The organism is Cellulosimicrobium sp. NPDC055967 (genome assembly GCF_042269845.1).
In the GTDB taxonomy this organism is placed as follows: Bacteria; Actinomycetota; Actinomycetes; order Actinomycetales; family Cellulomonadaceae; genus Cellulosimicrobium.
In genome coordinates, this window is the sequence record NZ_JBHJYJ010000020.1 from 25,677 (window position 1) to 44,291 (window position 18,615).

The window sequence follows — 18,615 nt, forward strand, 5'->3', positions numbered from 1 at the left end:
CCGGCGCGGGGCGAGCGGTCCCACGTCCGGGCCCTTAAGCACGCACGGCTCGGTCGAAGGTACGAACGGCGGTCCTGGGAACCTCGGGGCCGCCTTCGCCATGCCACATGGCGGCCGGACGGGTGGGGTGCGCGCAGCGAGCTTGCGAGCGGAGCGCGGGGCCCCGCCCAGGAGGCCGACCGCGCGGCGGAGCCGCGCCTTGAGTCAGTAGAGAAAGTCCTCACACGCCGAGCTGACATCGCGTGGGTAGTCTGAGCGCCAACGAAGGCTCCGTAGACGCTCACCCAGCGAGAGGACGGCACATGACAGTTGGCGACGAGTTCGACGTCGGCGAGGTGGACGATTTTGACAGCATCCCTCTAGTCCCCGACCAAGGGGAAGACGAAGGCGATTTTACCGACCCGCCCTCGACGTTTCGCGCTTCAATCGGAGGCCGCGACTGGACTGTTGAAACACTTGTCTCGCAGATGCGAAAGGGCCGCATCAATCTCGACCCAAGCTTCCAGAGAAGAAACGCCTGGCTCGGCAATAGGAAAAGCAAGCTTCTCGAGTCGATCATGCTCGGATTCCCAATTCCACAGATCGTCCTCGCCGAGACGCCCGGCAACCCGGGGCACTTTTTTGTTCTAGATGGAAAGCAGCGCCTACTCGCCCTGCGACAGTTCTTCGTTGATCCGACTGATGAGCGCGACGCTGCCTTCACTCCCCTCCGCCTCACGGGGCTCGAGGTTCTCCCAGAACTAAACCGTAAAGACCTAGCGACGCTCGAGAAGACTCACGCATCCCTTGTGGCCGCCATCGAGAATCACAGTATTCGAACTGTTGCACTTACGGATTGGAACTCCGAGAGACTTCTATTGTCACTGTTCCTGCGTTTGAATACCGGGAGTGTTGCTCTATCACCACAGGAACTGCGGCAGGCGCTCGTACATGGTGAGTTTACGCGCTGGCTCGATGAGAAATCGGGCGACCTTCCAGAACTCCGTCGTGTGCTCAATAACGAGCACCCCGACCGTAGAATGGTTGACGCAGAACTGCTTCTTAGGCATCTCGCGTTCTCCTCGTCGCCTATTGAGTATCGCGGCAACCTGAAGCAATTCCTGGACGATACGTCGAAGTTCTTCAACTCCAACTGGCAGATTCATCGGAACGTCGCAGAGCACGCATTGGACAATTTCGCACGTGGCCTCAGCGTAGGCATGGAGGTATTGCGCGAAGGCTTTGCCAGAAAGTGGTCACCCTCGCCAAATGCCGACGAAGGACGATATGAACGCGCACTGAATCGGGCGGTCTTCGATGTCCAGGTGCACTCTCTAAGTTTTGAAGAAGTCCGGAGGGCGCTCCCGAATCACGCGCCCGAGGTAATCCGGCGCTACAGAGAATCCTGCGAGACAAACGACGCCTTTGTTCGCGCGATCTCGGCAACAACAAAGACAGTTGAGGCCTTTGTGACACGCCATCGAGTGTGGCAGGAGATAATTTCTGAAACGACTGGAGTCGAATACCCGCTGCCCACCCCGCTGCGTCGCCCTTAGGCTCGCCTCCGATGGAACTCGATGCTCAGATCGGCCAGCTCGACGCTGCACTGCTTACGCAAGTCCAAGCTTCCTTCCCGAGCAAATTGTCAGACACTGACAGGGTGCTAGTGAACTCGTACCTCGTCTTGGGCCATGCCACACTGGAGGAGTACCTCGAACTTTCGTTCGAGCGGCACTTCAGACGAATGTGCGGATGGCTTATTGCGGACCTTGTCCCCATGGAATGCGTGCGCTTCTCGTACGCGATCTCGGACCTTCTCGCCGAAGAGAAGATGGCATATACAAGGCGTCACACTGCTCAGCTTATTAGAAATCGTGGCCTGATCGCGTTTCAATCTAAGCTGAGGCAGAACCATGGCCTTAAGTCTCACAACGTGCAGTCGCTCGCGCAAACGGTTGGACTTCACTGGCCCGATTTTGAGCAACACCTAAATGTGCAGCTTGGCGATCTCGATACGTTGGGCGCAAAGAGAGGTTCAGCCGGCCACCTCTCGCCATTCACGGAGAATGTTACCGAGATTACTGCGTCCGATGGACCTGACGATGTGCGCAATTGGGTGCAAGGAGGCTGCGCGGCAGTAAAGTCTATTGATGCCTATCTGCGCGACCTTGTCGACCGCGGTTCGCCGCAGACCTTGATTGGAGACTGGGATGGCAATTGAGTAGAGCGACCACCACCCGCGCTACATGCCCGAGCCGTCGATCAAACGAGCCGAATAGCCCTGGGCCACCAACCGTCGATAGTATTCCTTAACTTCGCAGGTGAGCGGCTGGGCCTCCGCGAAGCCCTTGTCCGCGTATACCCAGATCCGCTGCGTGTCCCCGACGAGCATGTTGAGCACCCGTTTGGCATCACCGATGGAGTCGATGTAGTCGCCTAGCGACTGTGCATGTGCCGAGCAGACGATGTCGATTTCCGGGCAGATTTTTCGAGCAGTAGCGAAAGCTCTGCGTTGTTGATAGGGCCGACTGATGAGGGTCGCCGATTGCGCGTGGATCCCGAGGATATCAAGCAACTCGCGCGTCAGCGCAAGGTTCTCGCCCGTATTGGTGGCCAGTGTCTCGGTGACGATCGCCTCGGAGGGCACGCCAAGTTCCTGCGCACGCTCGGCGTAGTGCACTGCTTCGCCGCGGGGGAACACATTGATTGTCGTTGGCGCGTTCGCGCCTGTGAAGACGATGAGCGGGAAGCGACCCTCGTGCCAGAGCTTCGCGGCGTGCTCGGCGACACCGATGTCGTGGCTGCCTAGTCCAATCGCAATATCGGTGTTCCGGGGTCCCAGATCATGATGCTGTGCGTCCGCTACGGGGCCGCGCCGTTCAACCCGGTCCGGGATGCGGTGACCGTGCGCAAACCGCGCCGTGCCGAGGTGCGCACGCTCGGGCTCGAGGACATCGCGCTGCTGCGCAAGGCCGTGCGCGAGTGGGAGGACCCCGCGTTCGTCGTCACCGCGATCCGCGAGGCGCTGGACCTCGGCCTGGACGGCGGCCAGGACGCCCTGGTGTTCCCGTCCACGCGTGCCACGCCGCGCTCTCCGAGCCGGGTGCGCGACCAGCTCCGCGAGGCGCAGGCCGCCATCGGCACCACGGTCACCCCGCACGACTTCCGCCGGACCGTGGCGACGCAGGTCGCGAACTCGACGACGATCGGCAACGCGACGGCGCTGCTCGGTCATGCCGACGAGGGCACGACCGTCCGACACTACGTGAAGCGCACCCACGTCGCCCCGGACCTGCGGGTCGTCATCGACCAGCTCGTCCAGCAGGCCGCGACCGACGTCCCGCCGGAGAAAACGGAGTGAAAACGGAGGGCCGGGTACGACGAAGGGCCCCACAGCCGCAGGATTCTGCGGGTGGGGCCCTTCGGGTGGCGGTAGCGGTGGGATTTGAACCCACGGTGGACTTTCACCCACACACGCTTTCGAGGCGTGCTCCTTAGGCCGCTCGGACACGCTACCTCGCCGGGATACCCGGCCCAGGAAGGATACCTGGTCACACCCCCGGACACCGAATCGGCCGGTCAGCCGCTCCTGCGCCGGGTCGCACGCCCCGATCGACGCACCCACGGAGACGGACCACCTGGCCCACCCCGCGCCGTCGGACCGCGTCCGCCTCGGACCGCGCCGCCGTCGGGCACGACCGTCACGACCCGCCGAGCGCGTCGGCGAACAGCGGCGTGACGTTGTCGATCGCGTAGATCACGGCCGTGGGCGTGCCGAGCGAGAAGGCGTTGGAGAGGTCCTTGTCGTCGAACACGACATAGCGACCGTCGGCGACGGACGGCACGGTCTGGAAGATCGGGAGCGCCTCGACGTCGGCGGCGGTGAAGCCGATGGGCTGGATGACGGTGAGGTCGGCGTCGAGCAGGTCGACGTTCTCGGTGCCGAGGTTGGCGGAGAACTCCTCGCCGGCGGCCTCGTCGATCTCGGGCTTGGTCTCGAACCCGAGGCCCTGCATGAACTCGCCGCGGCTGGAGGTCGAGACGTAGGCGCCGAAGCCCTCGGCCCAGTAGGACCCGATGACGGCGGTCTTGCCCGCGAACTCGGGGTGCTCGTCGCGTGCGGCGGCGAACGCGTCGTCGACCTCGGCGAGCAGCTCGTCGCCGGCCTCGCTGCGCCCGAGGGCGGCGGCGATCATGCCGACCTGGTCCTCCATGGGCGTGAGGTAGGCCTCGCCGCCCTCGGGGATCGCGACGGTCGGGGCGATCTCGGAGAGCCGCTGGTACCGCTCGGGGTCGCCGGACGACTTCACGTCGAGGATGACGTCGGGGTCGAGCACGGCGATCTGCTCGTACGACGGCTCGAGGGTGCCGATGATCTCGGGCGACTCGTCGTACGCGTCGGCGAGCCACGGGCCGACGCCGTCGCCGCCGAACGCGAGCCAGTCGCTCGCGCCGACGGGCTGGACGCCGAGCGCGAGCGCCGTCTCGGCGTCGCCCCAACCGAGGGCGACGACGCGCTCCGGCTCCTCCGGGATCTCGACGTCCCCGAACGCGGTGGGGATCGTCACGGGGAAGGCGTCCGCGGCGCCGTCGGCGCTCGGGCTTCCCGACGGCGCAGCGTCGTCACCCGAGTCATCCCCGGACGAGCACGCGGCGAGCGCGAGGACGGCGAGCGCGGACGTCGCCGCGAGCGCGCGGCGCAGGGTGGTGCGGTGCATGGGACTCCTCAGTCCTCGAAGATCTTGCCGACGGGCTCGCGCTTCTCTGCCTGGAAGCGGTCCTCCGCGCGGCCGTAGGCCCAGTAGCCGGAGAGCGACAGGTCGGCGCGCGGGACGCCCCGCTCCGCGAACACGCGGCGGAGGGCCTTCATGGCCTCGCGCTCGCCGTGCGCGAAGACGTGCACGCGGCCCTCGCGCCACGCGAGGTCGGCGACGGCGTCGGGCAGGAGCGTCGTCGTCCCGGCGGGCGCGTCGCCGCGCAGCACCCAGGTGACCTCGACGCCGTCGGGCGCCTCGAGCGGGAGCCGGTCCGCCTCGGTGCCGACCTCCAGCACGGCGTGCCCGACGGCGTCGCGCGGCATGGCCTCGAGCGCGGCGGCGACCGCGGGGAGCGCGGAGTCGTCGCCGGCGAGCAGGTGCCAGTCGGCGTCGGGGTCGGGCGCGTACCCGCCGCCGGGACCGGAGAAGACGATGCGGTCGCCCGGCGTCGCGCGCGCGGCCCACGGCCCGGCGAGGCCCTCGTCGCCGTGCACGACGAAGTCGATCGCGAGGCGCTGCGCCTCCTCGTCGACCCACCGGACGGTGTACGTGCGGGTCACGGGCAGGTCCTCGGGCGCGAGCGTCTCGCGCAGCGCCGCGAGGTCGTAGGGCGGCTCGAGCCCGAGCTCGGGCTTGGCGAAGATGATCTTGACGTACTTGTCGCTGTGCTCGTTGGTGGTGAACGCGGCGAACCCGTCGCCTCCGGCCACGACCCGGACGAGGTGCGGGGAGAGCCACGTGGTCTCGAGGACCTCGAGGACGGTCTGGGGGCGGGCGCGCCGCGGCGCGGGCGCGGTGGTGGTCGACATGACAACCTCTCGTCGGTGACTTAGGTGAGGCTAACATCACGGCCTGTGCCTACGCCGTGACCCCGGTCACGAGGCCGCGAGCGCCGTGGCGGCCCGCGTGACCTCGACGCGATGCCCCGCGGAACGGGACTCATACACGCGGCCTGCGCCCTCCACAGCGACCGCACAGGATCGCCCGGCGGAATGGGAACGTCCTCGACCACGGCGCCCAGCGCCCCGGCACCCGGAGGCCTCGTGTCCCAGCCCGTCCTGTACCTCGTCGACCTCGTCGCGGTCACCGTCCTCGCGTTCGGCCTCTACTTCCCCCGGCACCGGCGACGCGACCTCGTGGTCGCGTACCTCGGCGTCAACGTGGGGGTGCTCGCGGTCGCGGCGACGCTCGCGACGAGCAGCGTCGGCGCCGGGCTGGGGCTCGGGCTCTTCGGCGTCCTGTCGATCATCCGGCTCCGCTCGACCGAGCTCTCCCAGACGGAGGTCGCCTACTACTTCGCGGCCCTCGCGCTGGGCCTCCTCGGCGGGCTCGGCGCGACGACCGGCTGGCTGTCCCTCGCGGGCACGGCGCTCGTCGTCGGCGTGATGGCCGTCGTCGACCACCCGCGGGTCCTGCGCCGGGCGCAGAGCCAGAGCGTCGTCGTCGACCGCGCCCTCACCGACCGCGCCGAGCTCACCCGCTACCTGGAGGAGCTCCTCGGCGCCGAGGTCCGCGGCGTGAGCGTCCAGCGCCTCGACCTCGTCAACGACACCACCTGGGTGGACGTCCGCTACACCGAGCCGCGCACCGGCCGTCGGGCGACGAGGACAGCGCCCGCTCCGGCGTCATCGTCATCGCTCCCCGTGCCCGACGGCGCACTCCGAGCACCGCGTGAGGCGGCGCCTTTCGCGCCGGTCGCCCAGGCGATCGTGCCGACCCCTCCGGGTCTGACAGCAGCCACGACGCCCGCGTCGGAGGACCGGTCAGCGCGGACCGAGGTGCGCGCATGAGCCCCCGGACCGTGACGGCCGACGACCGCGTGCGCGCCGTCCTCTACCCGCTCGACGGCGTCGGCCTCGACGAGCTCGTGGACGCTGCCGCGCTGCTCACCCGGGTCGACCGCAAGTACGTCCTGCCGGTCGACGACGCGGTGACGGTGCTCGACGCTCTCGCCCGGACCGCACCCGCCCGCGTCCTGGAGATCGACGGCGCGCGCAGCTCGGCGTACGAGTCGGTGTACTTCGACACCCCCGACCTCGCGTCGTTCCGCCTCACGGCGACGCGCCGCCGTCGGCGGTTCAAGGTCCGCACCCGGACCTACCTGGACTCGGGCGCGAGCTTCCTCGAGGTCAAGACCCGGGCCGCGCGCGGCACGACGCTCAAGCAGCGCGTCGCACACGAAGGGTGCCCGACGGCGCTCGGCGCCGACCGCACGTTCGTGGGCCGGACGCTCGCGGCCGAGGGCATCGAGGGCGTGCCGGAGCACGCGCTCGCGCCCGGCCTCGTGTCGCGGTACCGCCGCACGACCCTCCTGCTCCCCCGGGCCGACGGCGCCGCGCGCGCCACCGTCGACACGGGCCTCACGTGGCAGCTCGACCAACCGGGCGCGCACGCGCCGCTCACGTGGCGGGTCCCGCACCTGGTGGTCGTCGAGACCAAGGGCGGCTCCACGCCGTCGGACCTCGACCGCCTGCTGTGGCGGCACGGCCACCGGCCCGAGCGGATCTCCAAGTACGGCACCGGTCTGGCGCTCCTGCGCCCCGACCTCCCTGACGGCCCGTGGCGACGCGTGATCCGCCGCCACTTCTCCCCCTCCCCCGCCGCGACCGCGCCGCCGGGGACCACGACCCTTCCTGCCCGCACCCCCGGGCACGACGACAGGAGCCTCTGATGCGCATCCGCCGACCCCTGACCACCCTCACCGCCGCCGCGGCGGCCGCCGTCCTCGCGAGCTGCTCCGTGCTGGGCAGCACTGCGACCACGGACACCGCCTCGACCGACACGAACGCGACGACCACCGCGAGCGTCGTGTCCGACGCCGTCGCCGGGCTGACCCCCGACGAGGCCCGGGCGGACAACGCCGAGGTGACGGTGGACGACGCCGACCTCGCGTACGACGAGTCCTCCGCGGTGACCGTCGCGCTGGACGGCGACACCGCCTCGGCGGACGGCGACGGCGTGACCGTCGACGGCTCGACCATCACGATCACCACCCCCGGCACGTACGTGCTGAGCGGGACGCTGGAGGGGCAGGTCGTCGTGGACACCGCGGAGGACGGGCTCGTCCGCCTCGTCCTCGACGGCGCCGACATCACCGCGACGACGAACGCCGCCGTGAACGTGCAGGATGCGGAGAGGGTCGCCGTCGTGCTGGCGGTCGGGTCGACAAACAGCCTCACCGACGCCGAGACGTACTCCGGCCAGGACGCCGACGGCGAGCCCGACGGCGCGCTGTTCTCGACGGCCGACCTCGTGATCGGCGGCGACGGGGCGCTCACCGTGACGTCGCGCGCGAACGACGGCATCGTCTCCAAGGACGGGCTCGTCGTCGCGGGCGGTGACCTCACCGTCGACGCGGGCGACGACGGGATCCGCGGCAAGGACTACCTCGTCGTCACGGGCGGGACGCTCGACGTCACCGCCGCGAAGGACGGGCTGAAGTCGACCGAGGACGGCGACGAGACGCTCGGGTTCGTCGACGTGCGTGGCGGGACGATCACCATCGCGTCGGGCGACGACGGCGTGCAGGCCGTCACCGACGTCGTCGCCTCCGGCGGGACGCTGTCCGTGACCGCCGCGGGCGGCGCCGGCGCGACCGTCGCCGAGGACGCCTCCGCGAAGGGCCTCCAGGGCGATGTCGGCGTCGTGGTCGGCGACGACGCGACCGTCACCGTGGATGCCGCCGACGACGCGCTGCACTCCGACGGCGCCGTCTCCGTCTCGGGCGGGACCGTCGAGCTGTCGTCCGGCGACGACGGCGTCCACGCCGACGGCGACGTCACCGTCTCGGGCGGCGATCTCACCGTCACGACGTCCGTCGAGGGCATCGAGGGCGCGGCCATCACGATCTCCGGCGGCGACCTCGACGTCACCGCGAGCGACGACGGCCTCAACGCGACCGTGGGGTCGACGACCGCCGAGACAGCGACCGCGACCGACGACGCGACCGGCGGCTCGACCAGCGACGACGGCTCGACCGGCAGCGACGGCTCGACCGGAGGCGACGGCTCGACCGGCTCGACCGGCTCGGCGCCCGACGGGACCGCGCCCGGCACGACCGCGGACGGCACGATGCCGGAGCTCCCGGACGGCGCCGCGGCCGGCGGCACACCGCCAGAGATGCCCGCCGACGGCCAGATGCCCGAGCCCCCGCAGGGCGGCGAGCTCCCCGACGGCGCCGAGATGCCCCAGGGCGGCCCCGGCGGCGCGGGCGGCGGCATGGGTGGCGGCATGGACACCGACGACGGCTCGACGCTGACGATCTCCGGCGGCACCCTCACCGTCGACGCAGGCGGCGACGGCATCGACTCGAACGGCTCGCTCACCGTCACGGGCGGCGAGATCGTCGTCCAGGGACCGACGAACGACGGCAACGGCGCTCTGGACGTCAACGGCACGTTCACGATCAGCGGCGGCTCGCTCGTCGCGGCGGGCAGCGCGGGCATGGTCGTCGTGCCGTCCACGGACTCCACGCAGGGCTGGCTCGCGGCGAACGTGTCCGCGAGCGCCGGCGACACCGTCACCGTCACGACCGCCGACGGCACCGTCCTCACCGAGCGCACGGTCACCAAGGACACCGCGAACGTCGTCTTCTCCTCACCCGACGTGACGACCGGCGAGACCTACACGGTGACGACCCCCGCAGGCTCGACGACCGCCGTCGCAGGCGAGTGGACGGGCAGCGGCATGGCCGGGCGCCCCGGTGGCCGCCCGGGAACCCGGGACGGCGCCACGACCCAGGGCAGCACCACCGAGTCCTGACCCGACGCCGTCCGGACCCGACCGCCATGCCCGGTGGCCACCACGGCCACCGGGCAGCACACCGCCCGCCGAGGTAGACACCTGGTCGCGCAAGGTGGAGCCTCGGATGCACGGTGGAACCCTGGTTGCGCGAGGTAGAGCCCTGGTCGAGCAGTCGTGCCGTGCTTGGGTCCAGCGCAGCCAGGCGCGTGCACGACGACGGTCAATCGCCCCCCGCGGTCAGCTCGTCGTCTCGCACGACGGCGTGACCGACGGGCGCGGCCAGAACTGCGGCAGCCTTCGGCACAGCAGGCGAGGCGAGGCGAGGCGAGGCGAGGCGAGGCGAGGCGAGGACAAGCCTTGCACCGCAGGCGGTCGCCCAAGGCGAACGAAGACCAGGGCGAGATGACGCCGGGCGGCGTGGGTGGTGGTGCCGCGTCGTGGTCGGGCCTGGCGGGAGCCGCGAGGAACGAGCGGCGGATGGTAGACGCGGCACCACCACCCACCCCGCCACCCAAGGTGACCAGACCGCCGTCGAACACACGAACCACGGCTCTACCTCGCGCGCCGTCGTACGGTGGGAGGCGTGCCCACCGACCCGACTCCCCCGCGCTCGACCGACCCCTCCACCACCTCCCCCGCGCACGTGGCGACGTCGTCGGCGGACCTGCCGCGGTCGACCGTCCCGACCCTGACGTCCCGGCTCGCGTGGCGCCCGAGCCAGCCGCCGCCGTCGGGCACGGAGCCGGAGCCGCCACTGGGGACGGCCGAGGACGCCGTGCGGCTGCTACGCGGGCTGCGGGTCACGGCGCTGACGGGCGCGGGGCTGTCGACGGACTCGGGCATCCCGGACTACCGCGGTCCGGACTCGCCGCCGCGCAACCCGATGACGTACCAGCAGTTCGTGCAGGACGAGGCGTTCCGGCGCCACTACTGGGCGCGCAACCACGTGGGCTGGCAGCACGTGCACCGCACGCAGCCGAACGCGGGTCACCGCGCGCTGGCGCGGCTGGAGGACGCGGGGGTGCTGGTCGGGCTGATCACGCAGAACGTGGACCTGCTGCACGAGGATGCGGGGAGCCGGAACGTCATCGACCTGCACGGCCGCTACGACCGCGTGATCTGCCTGCAGTGCGGGCGCGTCATCTCGCGCGAGCACCTTGCGGACCGGCTGACGGCGCTGAACCCGGGGTTCATCGAGAGCATCGGTGACGTCGCGGACGTGGAGATCGCGCCGGACGCGGACGCGGTGATCGAGCAGACGTCGCACTTCCGGCCCGCACCGTGCGAGTTCTGCGGCGGGGTGCTCAAGCCGGAGATCGTGTACTTCGGGGAGAACGTGCCGCGCGAGCGGGTGGAGCGGGCGTACGCGATGGTCGACGCGGGCGACGCGCTGCTCGTGGCGGGGTCGTCGCTGACGGTGATGAGCGGGCTGCGGTTCGTGCGGTACGCGGCGAAGGCGGGCAAGCCGGTCGTGATCGTCAACCGCGGTTGGACGCGCGGCGACCCGCTCGCGACGCTCAAGGTCGACGCCGGCACCACCGAGACCCTGACGACGCTCGCGGAGTCTCTCCCTCGCTGACGCCGAGCACGACACGAGCCCGCGTCGAGCACGACATGAGGGTCGTCATCCGCTCGAGAACGACCCTCATGTCGTGTTCGACGGGGGTCAGCGTCAGCGCTGGGCGGCGAAGAAGGCGCGCAGGAGGCGGGCGCACTCGTCCTCGCGGACGCCGCCGACCACCTCGACGGCGTGGTTGGCACGCTGGTCGCGCACGAGGTCCCAGACCGAACCGGTCGCACCGGCCTTGGGGTCCCAGGCACCGAGCACGAGCCGTTCGACGCGCGCGAGGACGAGCGCCCCGGCGCACATGACGCACGGCTCGAGCGTGACGACGAGCGTGCAGCCCTCGAGCCGCCACTCCCCGAGCGTCGCGGCGGCCTGCCGCAGTGCGAGCACCTCGGCGTGCGCGGTCGGGTCGCCGGTCTCCTCGCGCCGGTTGCGTCCCACGCCCAGCAGCCGCCCGTCCGGCCCGACGACGAGCGCCCCCACGGGCACGTCGTCGCTCGCGAGCGCGTGGGTCGCCTCGTGCAGCGCGAGCCCCATGAGCGCGTCCCAGACCTGACGGCGCCCCGCGACCGTGCCCGGCGGGAACGTCCCGTCCGCCCACGGCAGGTCGAGCCCGCGCGGCTCCGGGGAGCCGCCGACCGCCGTCGCGCCGCTCGGTCCTGCGGTGCCCGACGCCGACCCCTCGCCCGGGTGGGCAGGGTCGCCGGGGTGAGCGACGTCGTCGGGCACGGGACCTCCGAGGTGGCAGCGGCACGTCGCGCCATGCCGCGACGAGGTGCTGACACCTCGGTTGTGGGGAGAGCTGTCAGCGTCTCACCAGGCTATAGACCGGTGTGGCGCTGACAACTCGCGCACGGCGGCCGGTTACCGGGCGGTACGGGAGGGCTCGCGGTCGGATACCGTTGTCGCCATGCGCCTGCACGTCGCCGACCACCCGCTCGTGGCCCACAAGCTGACCGTCCTGCGGAACAAGGAGACGGCGTCCCCGACGTTCCGGCTGCTCGTCGACGAGCTGGTCACGCTGCTCGCCTACGAGGCCACGCGCGACGTGCGGGTCGAGCCGCACGAGATCGAGACGCCGGTGACGACGACGATCGGCGTGCGCCTCGCGGAGCCCCGCCCCCTGGTCGTCCCCATCCTGCGCGCGGGCCTGGGGATGCTCGAGGGCATGACGCGCCTCCTGCCGACGGCGGAGGTCGGGTTCCTCGGCATGCAGCGCGACGAGGAGACGCTCGAGGCGGTCACGTACGCGAACCGCCTGCCCGACGACCTGACGGGTCGGCACGTGTTCCTCCTGGACCCGATGCTCGCGACGGGCGGCACGCTCGTGGCGGCGATCGACTACGTCTTCGCCCGCGGGGCGCGGGACGTCACGGCGGTCTGCCTGCTCGCGGCTCCCGAGGGGATCCAGGTGCTGGAGAACGCCGTCGGCGACCGCGTGGACGTCCAGCTCGTGGTCGCGGCGGTCGACGAGCGCCTCAACGAGAAGGCGTACATCGTCCCGGGTCTCGGCGACGCCGGAGACCGCCTCTACGGCGTCGTCTGACCCCTCCCACCTGGGAGGACGCGCGCGACCGACCCCCGTCGCGAAGGTCGCCGTCGGCGCCCTCGCCCGGAACGCGAGACTCTGCACGTCCGCATGATGAGAAGTTCCCGGGCTCCCCTTGGCGTACCGCGCCGTGCACTGCCATGCTCGCTCCCGTGAGCACCTCGACCCGTCCCGCCAGCGCGCCGTCCGGCGCGCTCCCGGGCGCGGTCATGTGCGTCTGTTGTCAGGCCTGAACCCTCTCCCGCACCTCGGTTCAGCCCTCGACCCCTGCCGACCCGCCGGTTCCCCGGCGACGCCGTCGGCCCGACGCACCCGGAGCCACCCATGACGCTCACCGCTACCCGTCCCGCCCACCGCACCTCGGCCCGCGCCGCCGCGCCCCGGGCCCTCGCCCCGCAGCGTCCCGCCGCGCCGCGCGCCGCGGTCGCGCCGACCCGCCCGGTCACCGCGGACGCCGCCTCCCGACGCAACCCCGGCTTCGTGCTCTACGTGGGCGTCGACGCCGTACCGGGCGAGCAGCCGCAGGCTCAGCTCGTCGAGCTCGCCGAGGCCCTGGGCGAGCTCGCCCGCGACTGGCTGCCCAGCGCCGAGACGTACACGGCCCTCGCCCTCGCCGAGCCCGCGACCACGACGTCGTCGCCCGTGCAGGACATCGCGGCGTTCCGCGAGCGGCTCGCGACCCTGTCCCCCGTGCCGCGCGTCGTCATCGACCCGGCAGGCCGCACGGTCACGGTCGAGGGCCGGTCCGCACGTCTGACCTACCGGGAGCTCGAGCTCCTGTCGTACCTCGCCCGCACGACGCACCGCGTCGTGACACGGGCCGAGCTGCTCGAGACCGTGTGGGCCGACCACGAGGTCGCCGCGGGCAGCCGCACCATCGACGTCCACGTGCGACGCCTGCGCGAGAAGCTCGGGCTGGAGCACGTCATCACCACGGTCCGCGGGCTCGGCTACCGGTTCGACCCGCGGACCCCCGTCGTCCTCGGCGGCACGGGGGACGCCGCCTGAGGACCAGCGCTGCCGGGCCGCGGTCGACGTGGGGGTACGTGGGGGACCGCGTGCCCGGCAGCGCAACCCCGCCCTCGGGGCACCCGCCGCCCCGGCACCGATGCTCCGGGGCGGCGTCGCTTCACCGGGCGCGGACGCCCGCGCGGCGATACGTTCGGCCCATGCGCACAGTCATCGCGGGAGGTCACGGCCAGGTCGGCCGTCGCCTGGCCCGAGCCCTGGTGGAACGGGGCGACGACGTCGTCGCCTTCGTGCGGTCCGCCGCGCAGATCACGGACCTCACCGAGCTGGGCGCGCACGTCGCGCTCATCGACCTCGAGAAGGACGACGCCGTCGCGGTGTCGTTCGAGCTGGAGGGCGTCGACGCGGTCGTGTTCGCGGCCGGCGCCGGTCCCGGGAGCGGAGCACCGCGCAAGGACGCGGTCGACCGGGCGGGCGCGGCGCTGCTCGCCGACGCCGCCGAGCGCGCAGGCGTCGGACGCTACGTCCTCGTCTCCTCCCGCGGCGTCGAGGCGGCGCGTGCCGACGAGCGTCCCGACGACGTCGACGACGTGTTCTGGGCCTACCTGCGCGCCAAGGCGGCGGCCGAGGACGACCTGCGCGCCCGCGCCGACCTCGCGTGGACCATCGTGCGCCCGGGCCACCTCACCGACGACCCGGGTGTCGGCCTCGTCGCGCTCGCGCCCGTCGGGGACACGGACAAGCCGCGCGGCAAGCGCCGCAAGCCCGGGGCCGCCGCCCGGGAGCGCTCGGACGTGACGCGCGACGACGTCGCGCTCGTCCTCGCCGCGGTCCTCCACGAGCCGCGGACCGCCGGTCTCGTCCTCGACCTCGTCGGCGGCGACACACCCGTCGACGACGCCCTCGAGGGCGTCCTGCCGTAGTCGGACCACCTCACCCGTCGCGTCGCCGCTCGGGTCGACCGGCCCCCGTCAGCCCTCGCCGCAGCGCGACCCGCGCTCCCAGAAGAGCCCGAACGGGTCGCGGTCCGGCCGCACGAAAAGGCTGCCGTTGCGCGCGGTGTAGTTCCAGCCGCCGTAGGAGACCTCGGCCGAGTGGTCGTAGCCCGTCCAGGACTCCCACGGCGCGTAGCACTGCGGCGCAGCAGTGAAGGGAGCGACCTTCAGGGTCTGCGACCACGACCCTGCGTGCACGACGTACGTCGCGCCGGACCAGGGCGCCTCGCCCAGCGGGACGGTGCGCTGCTCGCCGGCCGCGAGCGACCACGACCCCTTGGCCTGGCCGCTGACCGTGAACGTGACAGGCACGTTGGACGCCGAGTTGTCGAGCGCCACCGACACCGACCGGTACGAGTGGTCCCGCGCGTCGTCATAGGTGGCCTCGCCCAGCACGAGGCTCGCGGCAGGCTGGACGACCGCGCAGTCGCGTGCCTCGAAGCCCGCCGTCATCTTCTGCCTGAACGGCGTCCCGAGGACGGTGCGGGACAGCTCGAACGTGGCGGTCCCGCCCTTCACCGCGAGCGCTCCCGCGGCGATGTCGGCGCTCGCGCTGCCGCCTGGTGCCACGTCGCCGAGGTCGCGCGCGCCGAACGGGGTGTGCGCAACGACGTGCGTCGTCTCGCCCGAGTCGTTGCGCAGCCCCACGGTCAGCACGACGCCGTCCGCGCCGGCCGCGCACTGCGTCACCGCCGTGAGGGTCGCCGACCAGTCCGGGACGTACGTCGCGCCGCGGTGCGACGCGGTGAGCGTGGAGTCGGCGAAGCCGGTGCCGAGCACCGACCGGTACTGGCGGAACGAGACCGTGCCCGGCTTCACGTCGAGCGACCGCGTGTCGATCGTGAACGTGGCGGTCTGCCAGGGCGCGATCTTCTGCACAGGGCCGGAGTCGCCGTAGGCGCCGCCCAGCATCCGCGCGTCGACCGCCTCGGGCGAGTCGTTGGTCAGCGTGCCGACAAGCTTGACCGACCCGTCCTGCCACAGCGCGTCGACATGTGCGGTCTGCGCCCACCGCGGGGAGTACGTCACCGCGTCGTACGCCGCCTCGACGGTGTGCGTACCAGGCCCGGCGGGGGACACCCGCTCGGCGGTGAACGTCGCCGTCCCGGCCGGGACGGACAGCGCCTTCGCGTCCACGGTGAACGTCGCGTCCGCTCCCGGGGCCACGTCGACCGGTGCGGCGTCGCCGTGCGGCGTCGACATCCCGACGCGGAGCGTGGTCACGGCGTACGGGTTGTGGAACGTGCCGGTCACGACGGACGTGCCGATGCCGGCCCCGGGCGCCACCGCCCAGGTCGCCGTCGCCCTCGCCGCGCCCGTGACCGGCTTCCAGTCGAAGCAGTCGATCGCCGGGTGCTCGCCGGCGACGATCTCGTGGGTGAACTGCTGCCCCGCCACCGTGGTCGACAGGACGACGCGTGCGTCCCCGGCGGGCAGCCAGCCCCCGGTCCCGCTGCGCAGGTCGACGCTCCGGCCCGAGGCGACCGGAACGGCGTCGTGGGTGGCACCGCCGACCACGAGCGCTGCCCGCAGATCGCCGTACGTCGTGCGGTTCGTGAAGGGGACCGTCACGGACGCGGTACCAGCCTCACCGCGGGCGCTGCACTGCACGCGCGGGCCCTCCCCGTCGACCCCGGACGCCGCGCCGTCCCACGGCCGGGCCACGTCGACCGAGGCGTCCGCGCTCCCGGCTCGCGCGTCCGGGGCCGTCCCGCGCAGGCGGACCACGGCCTTCTCGACCGCCCGGTCACGGTTCGCGACGAGCGTCAGCGGGACCGTGGACGCGGTGCCGGGCGCGAGGCTCGTGCCGGAGGGGGCGGCACACGTCACGCTCCGACCCTCGTCCGTGGTGCACGTCCACACGCCGGCGGACCCGCCGGCGAGGCTCACGCCGGACGGGAGGTCGACGGTGAGGCGCGGCTCGACGAGCGGCTGGTCGCCGCTGTTGCGCACCACGACGCGCAGGACTCCCTCTCCCGGGTTGTCCAGCCGCAGTCCGTCGGACGGCGCCACGACGCGGACCTCCGGCCCGTAGTACTGGACAGGTGCCGACGGGAAGGTCCACGGCTTCGCCGGGATGCCGGTGGCGCGCACGGACGCGGCGAAGGGCGGGTAGTCGCCCCCGGACTCGGCCTCGACGCGGACGACGAGCTCCTGGCTCTCTCCGGGGTCGAGGATGCCGACCGAGCACGTGACCAGGCTCGTCCCGTCCGGCTGGGGCACCGCGCTGCCGCACGGGAGCGAGGCCGCGGACAGGGGGCTGCCGACGACCGTCCCGCGCGCGACGAGCGACGAGCCGGGGGTCGACACGCCCGCCGGGAGCGTGAGGTCGACGAGTACCTCCTCCGCCGCTCGACCGCCGGTGTTCGAGGCGGTGATGACGAGGTCCGCGGGGACGCGTGCCGCGAGCGTGACCGGGGCGAGCGACAGCTCGAGGGCCGCCGGCGCGGGCTCGGGCGTTCCCGTGCCCGGGTCGGTCGGCCCGGGCGTGCCGGCCCCGGGATCGGTGGGCGCAGGCGTGCCGGGGTCGGTGGACCCGCCCGGCGTGGTCGTGCCTGGCGTCGACCCGACGGGCGTGGTGCCGTCGGTGGACCCGTCGCCGATCCCCGTCGTGTCTCCCGTCCCGGCGGTGGTCTGGTCGGTCGGGGCGGGCGGGATGTTCGTGGGCGACGTCGGGTCGGTGGTGGGGTCCGGCGTCGTCGTGGTCCCCGTGGTCGGTGCGGACGACGCGGACGGGGACGGGGAGGACTGCGAGGTCGGGGTGGGCGCCGGGTCCGACGAGAACGCGCCGAGCGCACCCGCGACGCCGAGCCCGGCGACCGTGAGCACACCGACCGTGACGGCGGCCGCAGCGAGCGGCGCGGACGTGACGAGCGCGACGAGCCCGCCGGCGCCCGCGGCGGCGAGCGCCCCGCTGCCCGCGGCGGCGCCACCGGCCGCGGCCGCTGCCCCACCGACGGACGCCGCGCCGGCCCCGACCGCGGCGCCGGTGCCACCGGTGGCGCTCGCGGCGGCACCCGCGCCACCGACGGCGCCGGTCCCCGCCGCGCTCGTCCCGGCCGTGCCGGCGCCACCGCCCGCCCCCGCGCCGCCGGACCCGCCGGCCGCACCGGAACCGCCGGTGGATCCCGCGCCACCGCTCGACGCGCCCTGCAGGGCGGCACCGACGCCGCCGGCGACGGCCGCGCCGCCGACCGTCGGGAGCGCCGTGCCGACGAGGCCGAGCGCACCGACGCCGAGGACCAGCGGGGCGATGACGGCGCGCATGCCGTGCGACACGTCGCCCAGCTCGAGCACGAGCGCGCGGCACTCGCCGCAGCCTTCGAGGTGCGACTCCACGCGCGCCGTCTCGCGCTTGGCGAGCCCGCCGCGCACGTACGACCCGAGGAGCGCGTTGACCGTGCGGCACTCCTCGGCGGGCACGGACGTCAGGTGCTGCTGGAGGTACGCCTGCCGCAGCCCCTCCCGCGCCCGGTAGGCGAGCGCAGAGACGCCGTTCGCGGTGAGCCCGAGGATCGGCGCGATCTCGGCCGGGGAGAGGTTCTCGACCTCGGTGTACCAGAGCACGGCGCGCCACCGCTCGGGGAGGTCCTGGTAGGCGCGCGTGACCGTCGAGCGCTCGAACCCCTCGAGGGTCGGGTCCTCGGTGGACGCCATGGGGCCGAACGCCGTCTCGAACGTGCGCTCGTCGTCGGTCGGCTGGGTGCGGCGCGCACCGTTGACGAGGTCGTAGGAGAGGCGTCGGACGACGGTGAAGAGGTAGGCGCGGAAGGTGACGTCGGGCCCGCCCCCGCCCTGCAGCACGGAGAGCGTGCGGGCGAACGCGTCGGAGACGACGTCGTCGGCGTCGGCGGTCGAGCGGACGTACTGGCGCGCGACCGTCCGGGCCGCGGCGGCGTGGCGCTCGTAGAGCGCGCCGTAGGCGCTGGTGTCGCCCTCGCGCACGGCTGTGATGAGCTCGGCGTCGCTGAACGCCTCGCTCCACACCCGTTCCTGCGCCTGCGTCATGTCACCCGCCCCGGAGACCGCCCCGATCCGAGGCGTACGGTGGCCATA

At 72.4% G+C, this 18,615-nt stretch carries 15 protein-coding genes and 1 tRNA gene; 10 read left to right on the forward strand and 6 right to left on the reverse strand.

Annotated elements, in window-relative coordinates; translation table 11 throughout:
* The first annotated feature begins 302 nt into the window (after positions 1-302).
* Positions 303-1,535 (forward strand): DUF262 domain-containing protein, encoded by a 1,233-nt coding sequence (locus ACFC2L_RS18540; protein ID WP_375825815.1) that lies wholly within the window; start codon positions 303-305, stop codon positions 1,533-1,535.
* Between the two features lie 11 nt (positions 1,536-1,546).
* Positions 1,547-2,200, forward strand: coding sequence for a hypothetical protein (locus tag ACFC2L_RS18545; protein ID WP_375825816.1), 654 nt, complete (start codon positions 1,547-1,549; stop codon positions 2,198-2,200).
* Positions 2,201-2,221: 21 nt separating this feature from the next.
* On the opposite strand, the gene ACFC2L_RS18550 is transcribed toward ACFC2L_RS18545, so the two are convergent.
* Positions 2,222-2,875, reverse strand: coding sequence for a YdcF family protein (locus ACFC2L_RS18550; protein ID WP_375825848.1), 654 nt, complete (start codon positions 2,873-2,875; stop codon positions 2,222-2,224).
* Here ACFC2L_RS18550 and ACFC2L_RS18555 point away from each other — a divergent pair.
* Complete coding sequence (locus ACFC2L_RS18555; RefSeq protein WP_375825817.1) at positions 2,825-3,340, forward strand: tyrosine-type recombinase/integrase; 516 nt, start codon at positions 2,825-2,827, stop codon at positions 3,338-3,340. The two genes, ACFC2L_RS18550 and ACFC2L_RS18555, sit on opposite strands and share 51 nt — an antisense overlap.
* 66 nt (positions 3,341-3,406) lie before the next feature.
* On the opposite strand, the gene ACFC2L_RS18560 is transcribed toward ACFC2L_RS18555, so the two are convergent.
* The 3 genes from ACFC2L_RS18560 to ACFC2L_RS18570 form a co-directional block, all read right to left on the reverse strand.
* Positions 3,407-3,496, reverse strand: a tRNA-Ser gene (locus ACFC2L_RS18560).
* 184 nt (positions 3,497-3,680) lie between these two features.
* Positions 3,681-4,697 (reverse strand): iron-siderophore ABC transporter substrate-binding protein, encoded by a 1,017-nt coding sequence (locus ACFC2L_RS18565; protein WP_375825818.1) that lies wholly within the window; start codon positions 4,695-4,697, stop codon positions 3,681-3,683.
* Between the two features lie 8 nt (positions 4,698-4,705).
* A complete protein-coding gene (locus tag ACFC2L_RS18570) occupies positions 4,706-5,545 on the reverse strand; it encodes a siderophore-interacting protein (protein ID WP_375825820.1) in 840 nt (279 codons plus the stop codon).
* A 183-nt stretch (positions 5,546-5,728) separates the two neighbouring features.
* Between ACFC2L_RS18570 and ACFC2L_RS18575 the strand changes: the two genes are divergently transcribed.
* From ACFC2L_RS18575 to ACFC2L_RS18590, 4 genes are all read left to right on the forward strand, one after another.
* Positions 5,729-6,526, forward strand: coding sequence for a DUF4956 domain-containing protein (locus ACFC2L_RS18575; protein WP_375825821.1), 798 nt, complete (start codon positions 5,729-5,731; stop codon positions 6,524-6,526).
* Positions 6,523-7,407 (forward strand): polyphosphate polymerase domain-containing protein, encoded by an 885-nt coding sequence (locus ACFC2L_RS18580; protein WP_375825822.1) that lies wholly within the window; start codon positions 6,523-6,525, stop codon positions 7,405-7,407. The genes ACFC2L_RS18575 and ACFC2L_RS18580 overlap by 4 nt, the downstream gene beginning before the upstream one ends.
* The gene (locus ACFC2L_RS18585) at positions 7,407-9,497 is read left to right on the forward strand and encodes a carbohydrate-binding domain-containing protein (RefSeq protein ID WP_375825823.1); all 2,091 of its coding nucleotides are present in this window, start codon (positions 7,407-7,409) and stop codon (positions 9,495-9,497) included. The genes ACFC2L_RS18580 and ACFC2L_RS18585 overlap by 1 nt, the downstream gene beginning before the upstream one ends.
* A 736-nt stretch (positions 9,498-10,233) precedes the next feature.
* Positions 10,234-11,058, forward strand: a complete 825-nt coding sequence (locus tag ACFC2L_RS18590; RefSeq protein WP_375825849.1) for an NAD-dependent protein deacetylase — start codon at positions 10,234-10,236, stop codon at positions 11,056-11,058.
* Positions 11,059-11,151: 93 nt separating this feature from the next.
* Here ACFC2L_RS18590 and ACFC2L_RS18595 read toward each other — a convergent pair whose 3' ends face one another.
* Positions 11,152-11,583 (reverse strand): nucleoside deaminase, encoded by a 432-nt coding sequence (locus ACFC2L_RS18595; protein ID WP_087472561.1) that lies wholly within the window; start codon positions 11,581-11,583, stop codon positions 11,152-11,154.
* 373 nt (positions 11,584-11,956) lie between these two features.
* On the opposite strand from ACFC2L_RS18595, the gene upp reads away from it, so the two are divergent.
* From upp to ACFC2L_RS18610, 3 genes are all read left to right on the forward strand, one after another.
* The gene (gene upp / locus ACFC2L_RS18600; protein WP_253054094.1) at positions 11,957-12,592 is read left to right on the forward strand and encodes a uracil phosphoribosyltransferase; all 636 of its coding nucleotides are present in this window, start codon (positions 11,957-11,959) and stop codon (positions 12,590-12,592) included.
* 327 nt (positions 12,593-12,919) lie between these two features.
* A complete protein-coding gene (locus tag ACFC2L_RS18605; RefSeq protein WP_375825825.1) occupies positions 12,920-13,603 on the forward strand; it encodes a winged helix-turn-helix domain-containing protein in 684 nt (227 codons plus the stop codon).
* Between the two features lie 161 nt (positions 13,604-13,764).
* A complete protein-coding gene (locus ACFC2L_RS18610; protein ID WP_375825827.1) occupies positions 13,765-14,487 on the forward strand; it encodes an NAD(P)-binding oxidoreductase in 723 nt (240 codons plus the stop codon).
* 48 nt (positions 14,488-14,535) lie between these two features.
* On the opposite strand, the gene ACFC2L_RS18615 is transcribed toward ACFC2L_RS18610, so the two are convergent.
* On the reverse strand, positions 14,536-18,567 hold the full coding sequence (locus ACFC2L_RS18615) for a sigma-70 family RNA polymerase sigma factor (RefSeq protein WP_375825828.1): 4,032 nt from the start codon (positions 18,565-18,567) through the stop codon (positions 14,536-14,538).
* Between the last annotated feature and the right edge of the window lie 48 nt (positions 18,568-18,615).

Excerpts from the sequence above, each read along its gene's own strand:
- ACFC2L_RS18540 (WP_375825815.1), top strand. The coding sequence starts at position 303 with ATGACAGTTGGCGACGAGTTCGACGTCGGCGAGGTGGACGATTTTGAC.
- ACFC2L_RS18545 (WP_375825816.1), top strand. The coding sequence starts at position 1,547 with ATGGAACTCGATGCTCAGATCGGCCAGCTCGACGCTGCACTGCTTACG.
- ACFC2L_RS18555 (WP_375825817.1), top strand. The coding sequence starts at position 2,825 with ATGATGCTGTGCGTCCGCTACGGGGCCGCGCCGTTCAACCCGGTCCGG.
- ACFC2L_RS18565 (WP_375825818.1), bottom strand. The coding sequence starts at position 4,697 with ATGCACCGCACCACCCTGCGCCGCGCGCTCGCGGCGACGTCCGCGCTC.
- ACFC2L_RS18570 (WP_375825820.1), bottom strand. The coding sequence starts at position 5,545 with ATGTCGACCACCACCGCGCCCGCGCCGCGGCGCGCCCGCCCCCAGACC.
- ACFC2L_RS18575 (WP_375825821.1), top strand. The coding sequence starts at position 5,729 with ATGGGAACGTCCTCGACCACGGCGCCCAGCGCCCCGGCACCCGGAGGC.
- ACFC2L_RS18580 (WP_375825822.1), top strand. The coding sequence starts at position 6,523 with ATGAGCCCCCGGACCGTGACGGCCGACGACCGCGTGCGCGCCGTCCTC.
- ACFC2L_RS18585 (WP_375825823.1), top strand. The coding sequence starts at position 7,407 with ATGCGCATCCGCCGACCCCTGACCACCCTCACCGCCGCCGCGGCGGCC.
- ACFC2L_RS18595 (WP_087472561.1), bottom strand. The coding sequence starts at position 11,583 with ATGGGGCTCGCGCTGCACGAGGCGACCCACGCGCTCGCGAGCGACGAC.
- upp (WP_253054094.1), top strand. The coding sequence starts at position 11,957 with ATGCGCCTGCACGTCGCCGACCACCCGCTCGTGGCCCACAAGCTGACC.
- ACFC2L_RS18605 (WP_375825825.1), top strand. The coding sequence starts at position 12,920 with ATGACGCTCACCGCTACCCGTCCCGCCCACCGCACCTCGGCCCGCGCC.
- ACFC2L_RS18610 (WP_375825827.1), top strand. The coding sequence starts at position 13,765 with ATGCGCACAGTCATCGCGGGAGGTCACGGCCAGGTCGGCCGTCGCCTG.
- ACFC2L_RS18615 (WP_375825828.1), bottom strand. The coding sequence starts at position 18,567 with ATGACGCAGGCGCAGGAACGGGTGTGGAGCGAGGCGTTCAGCGACGCC.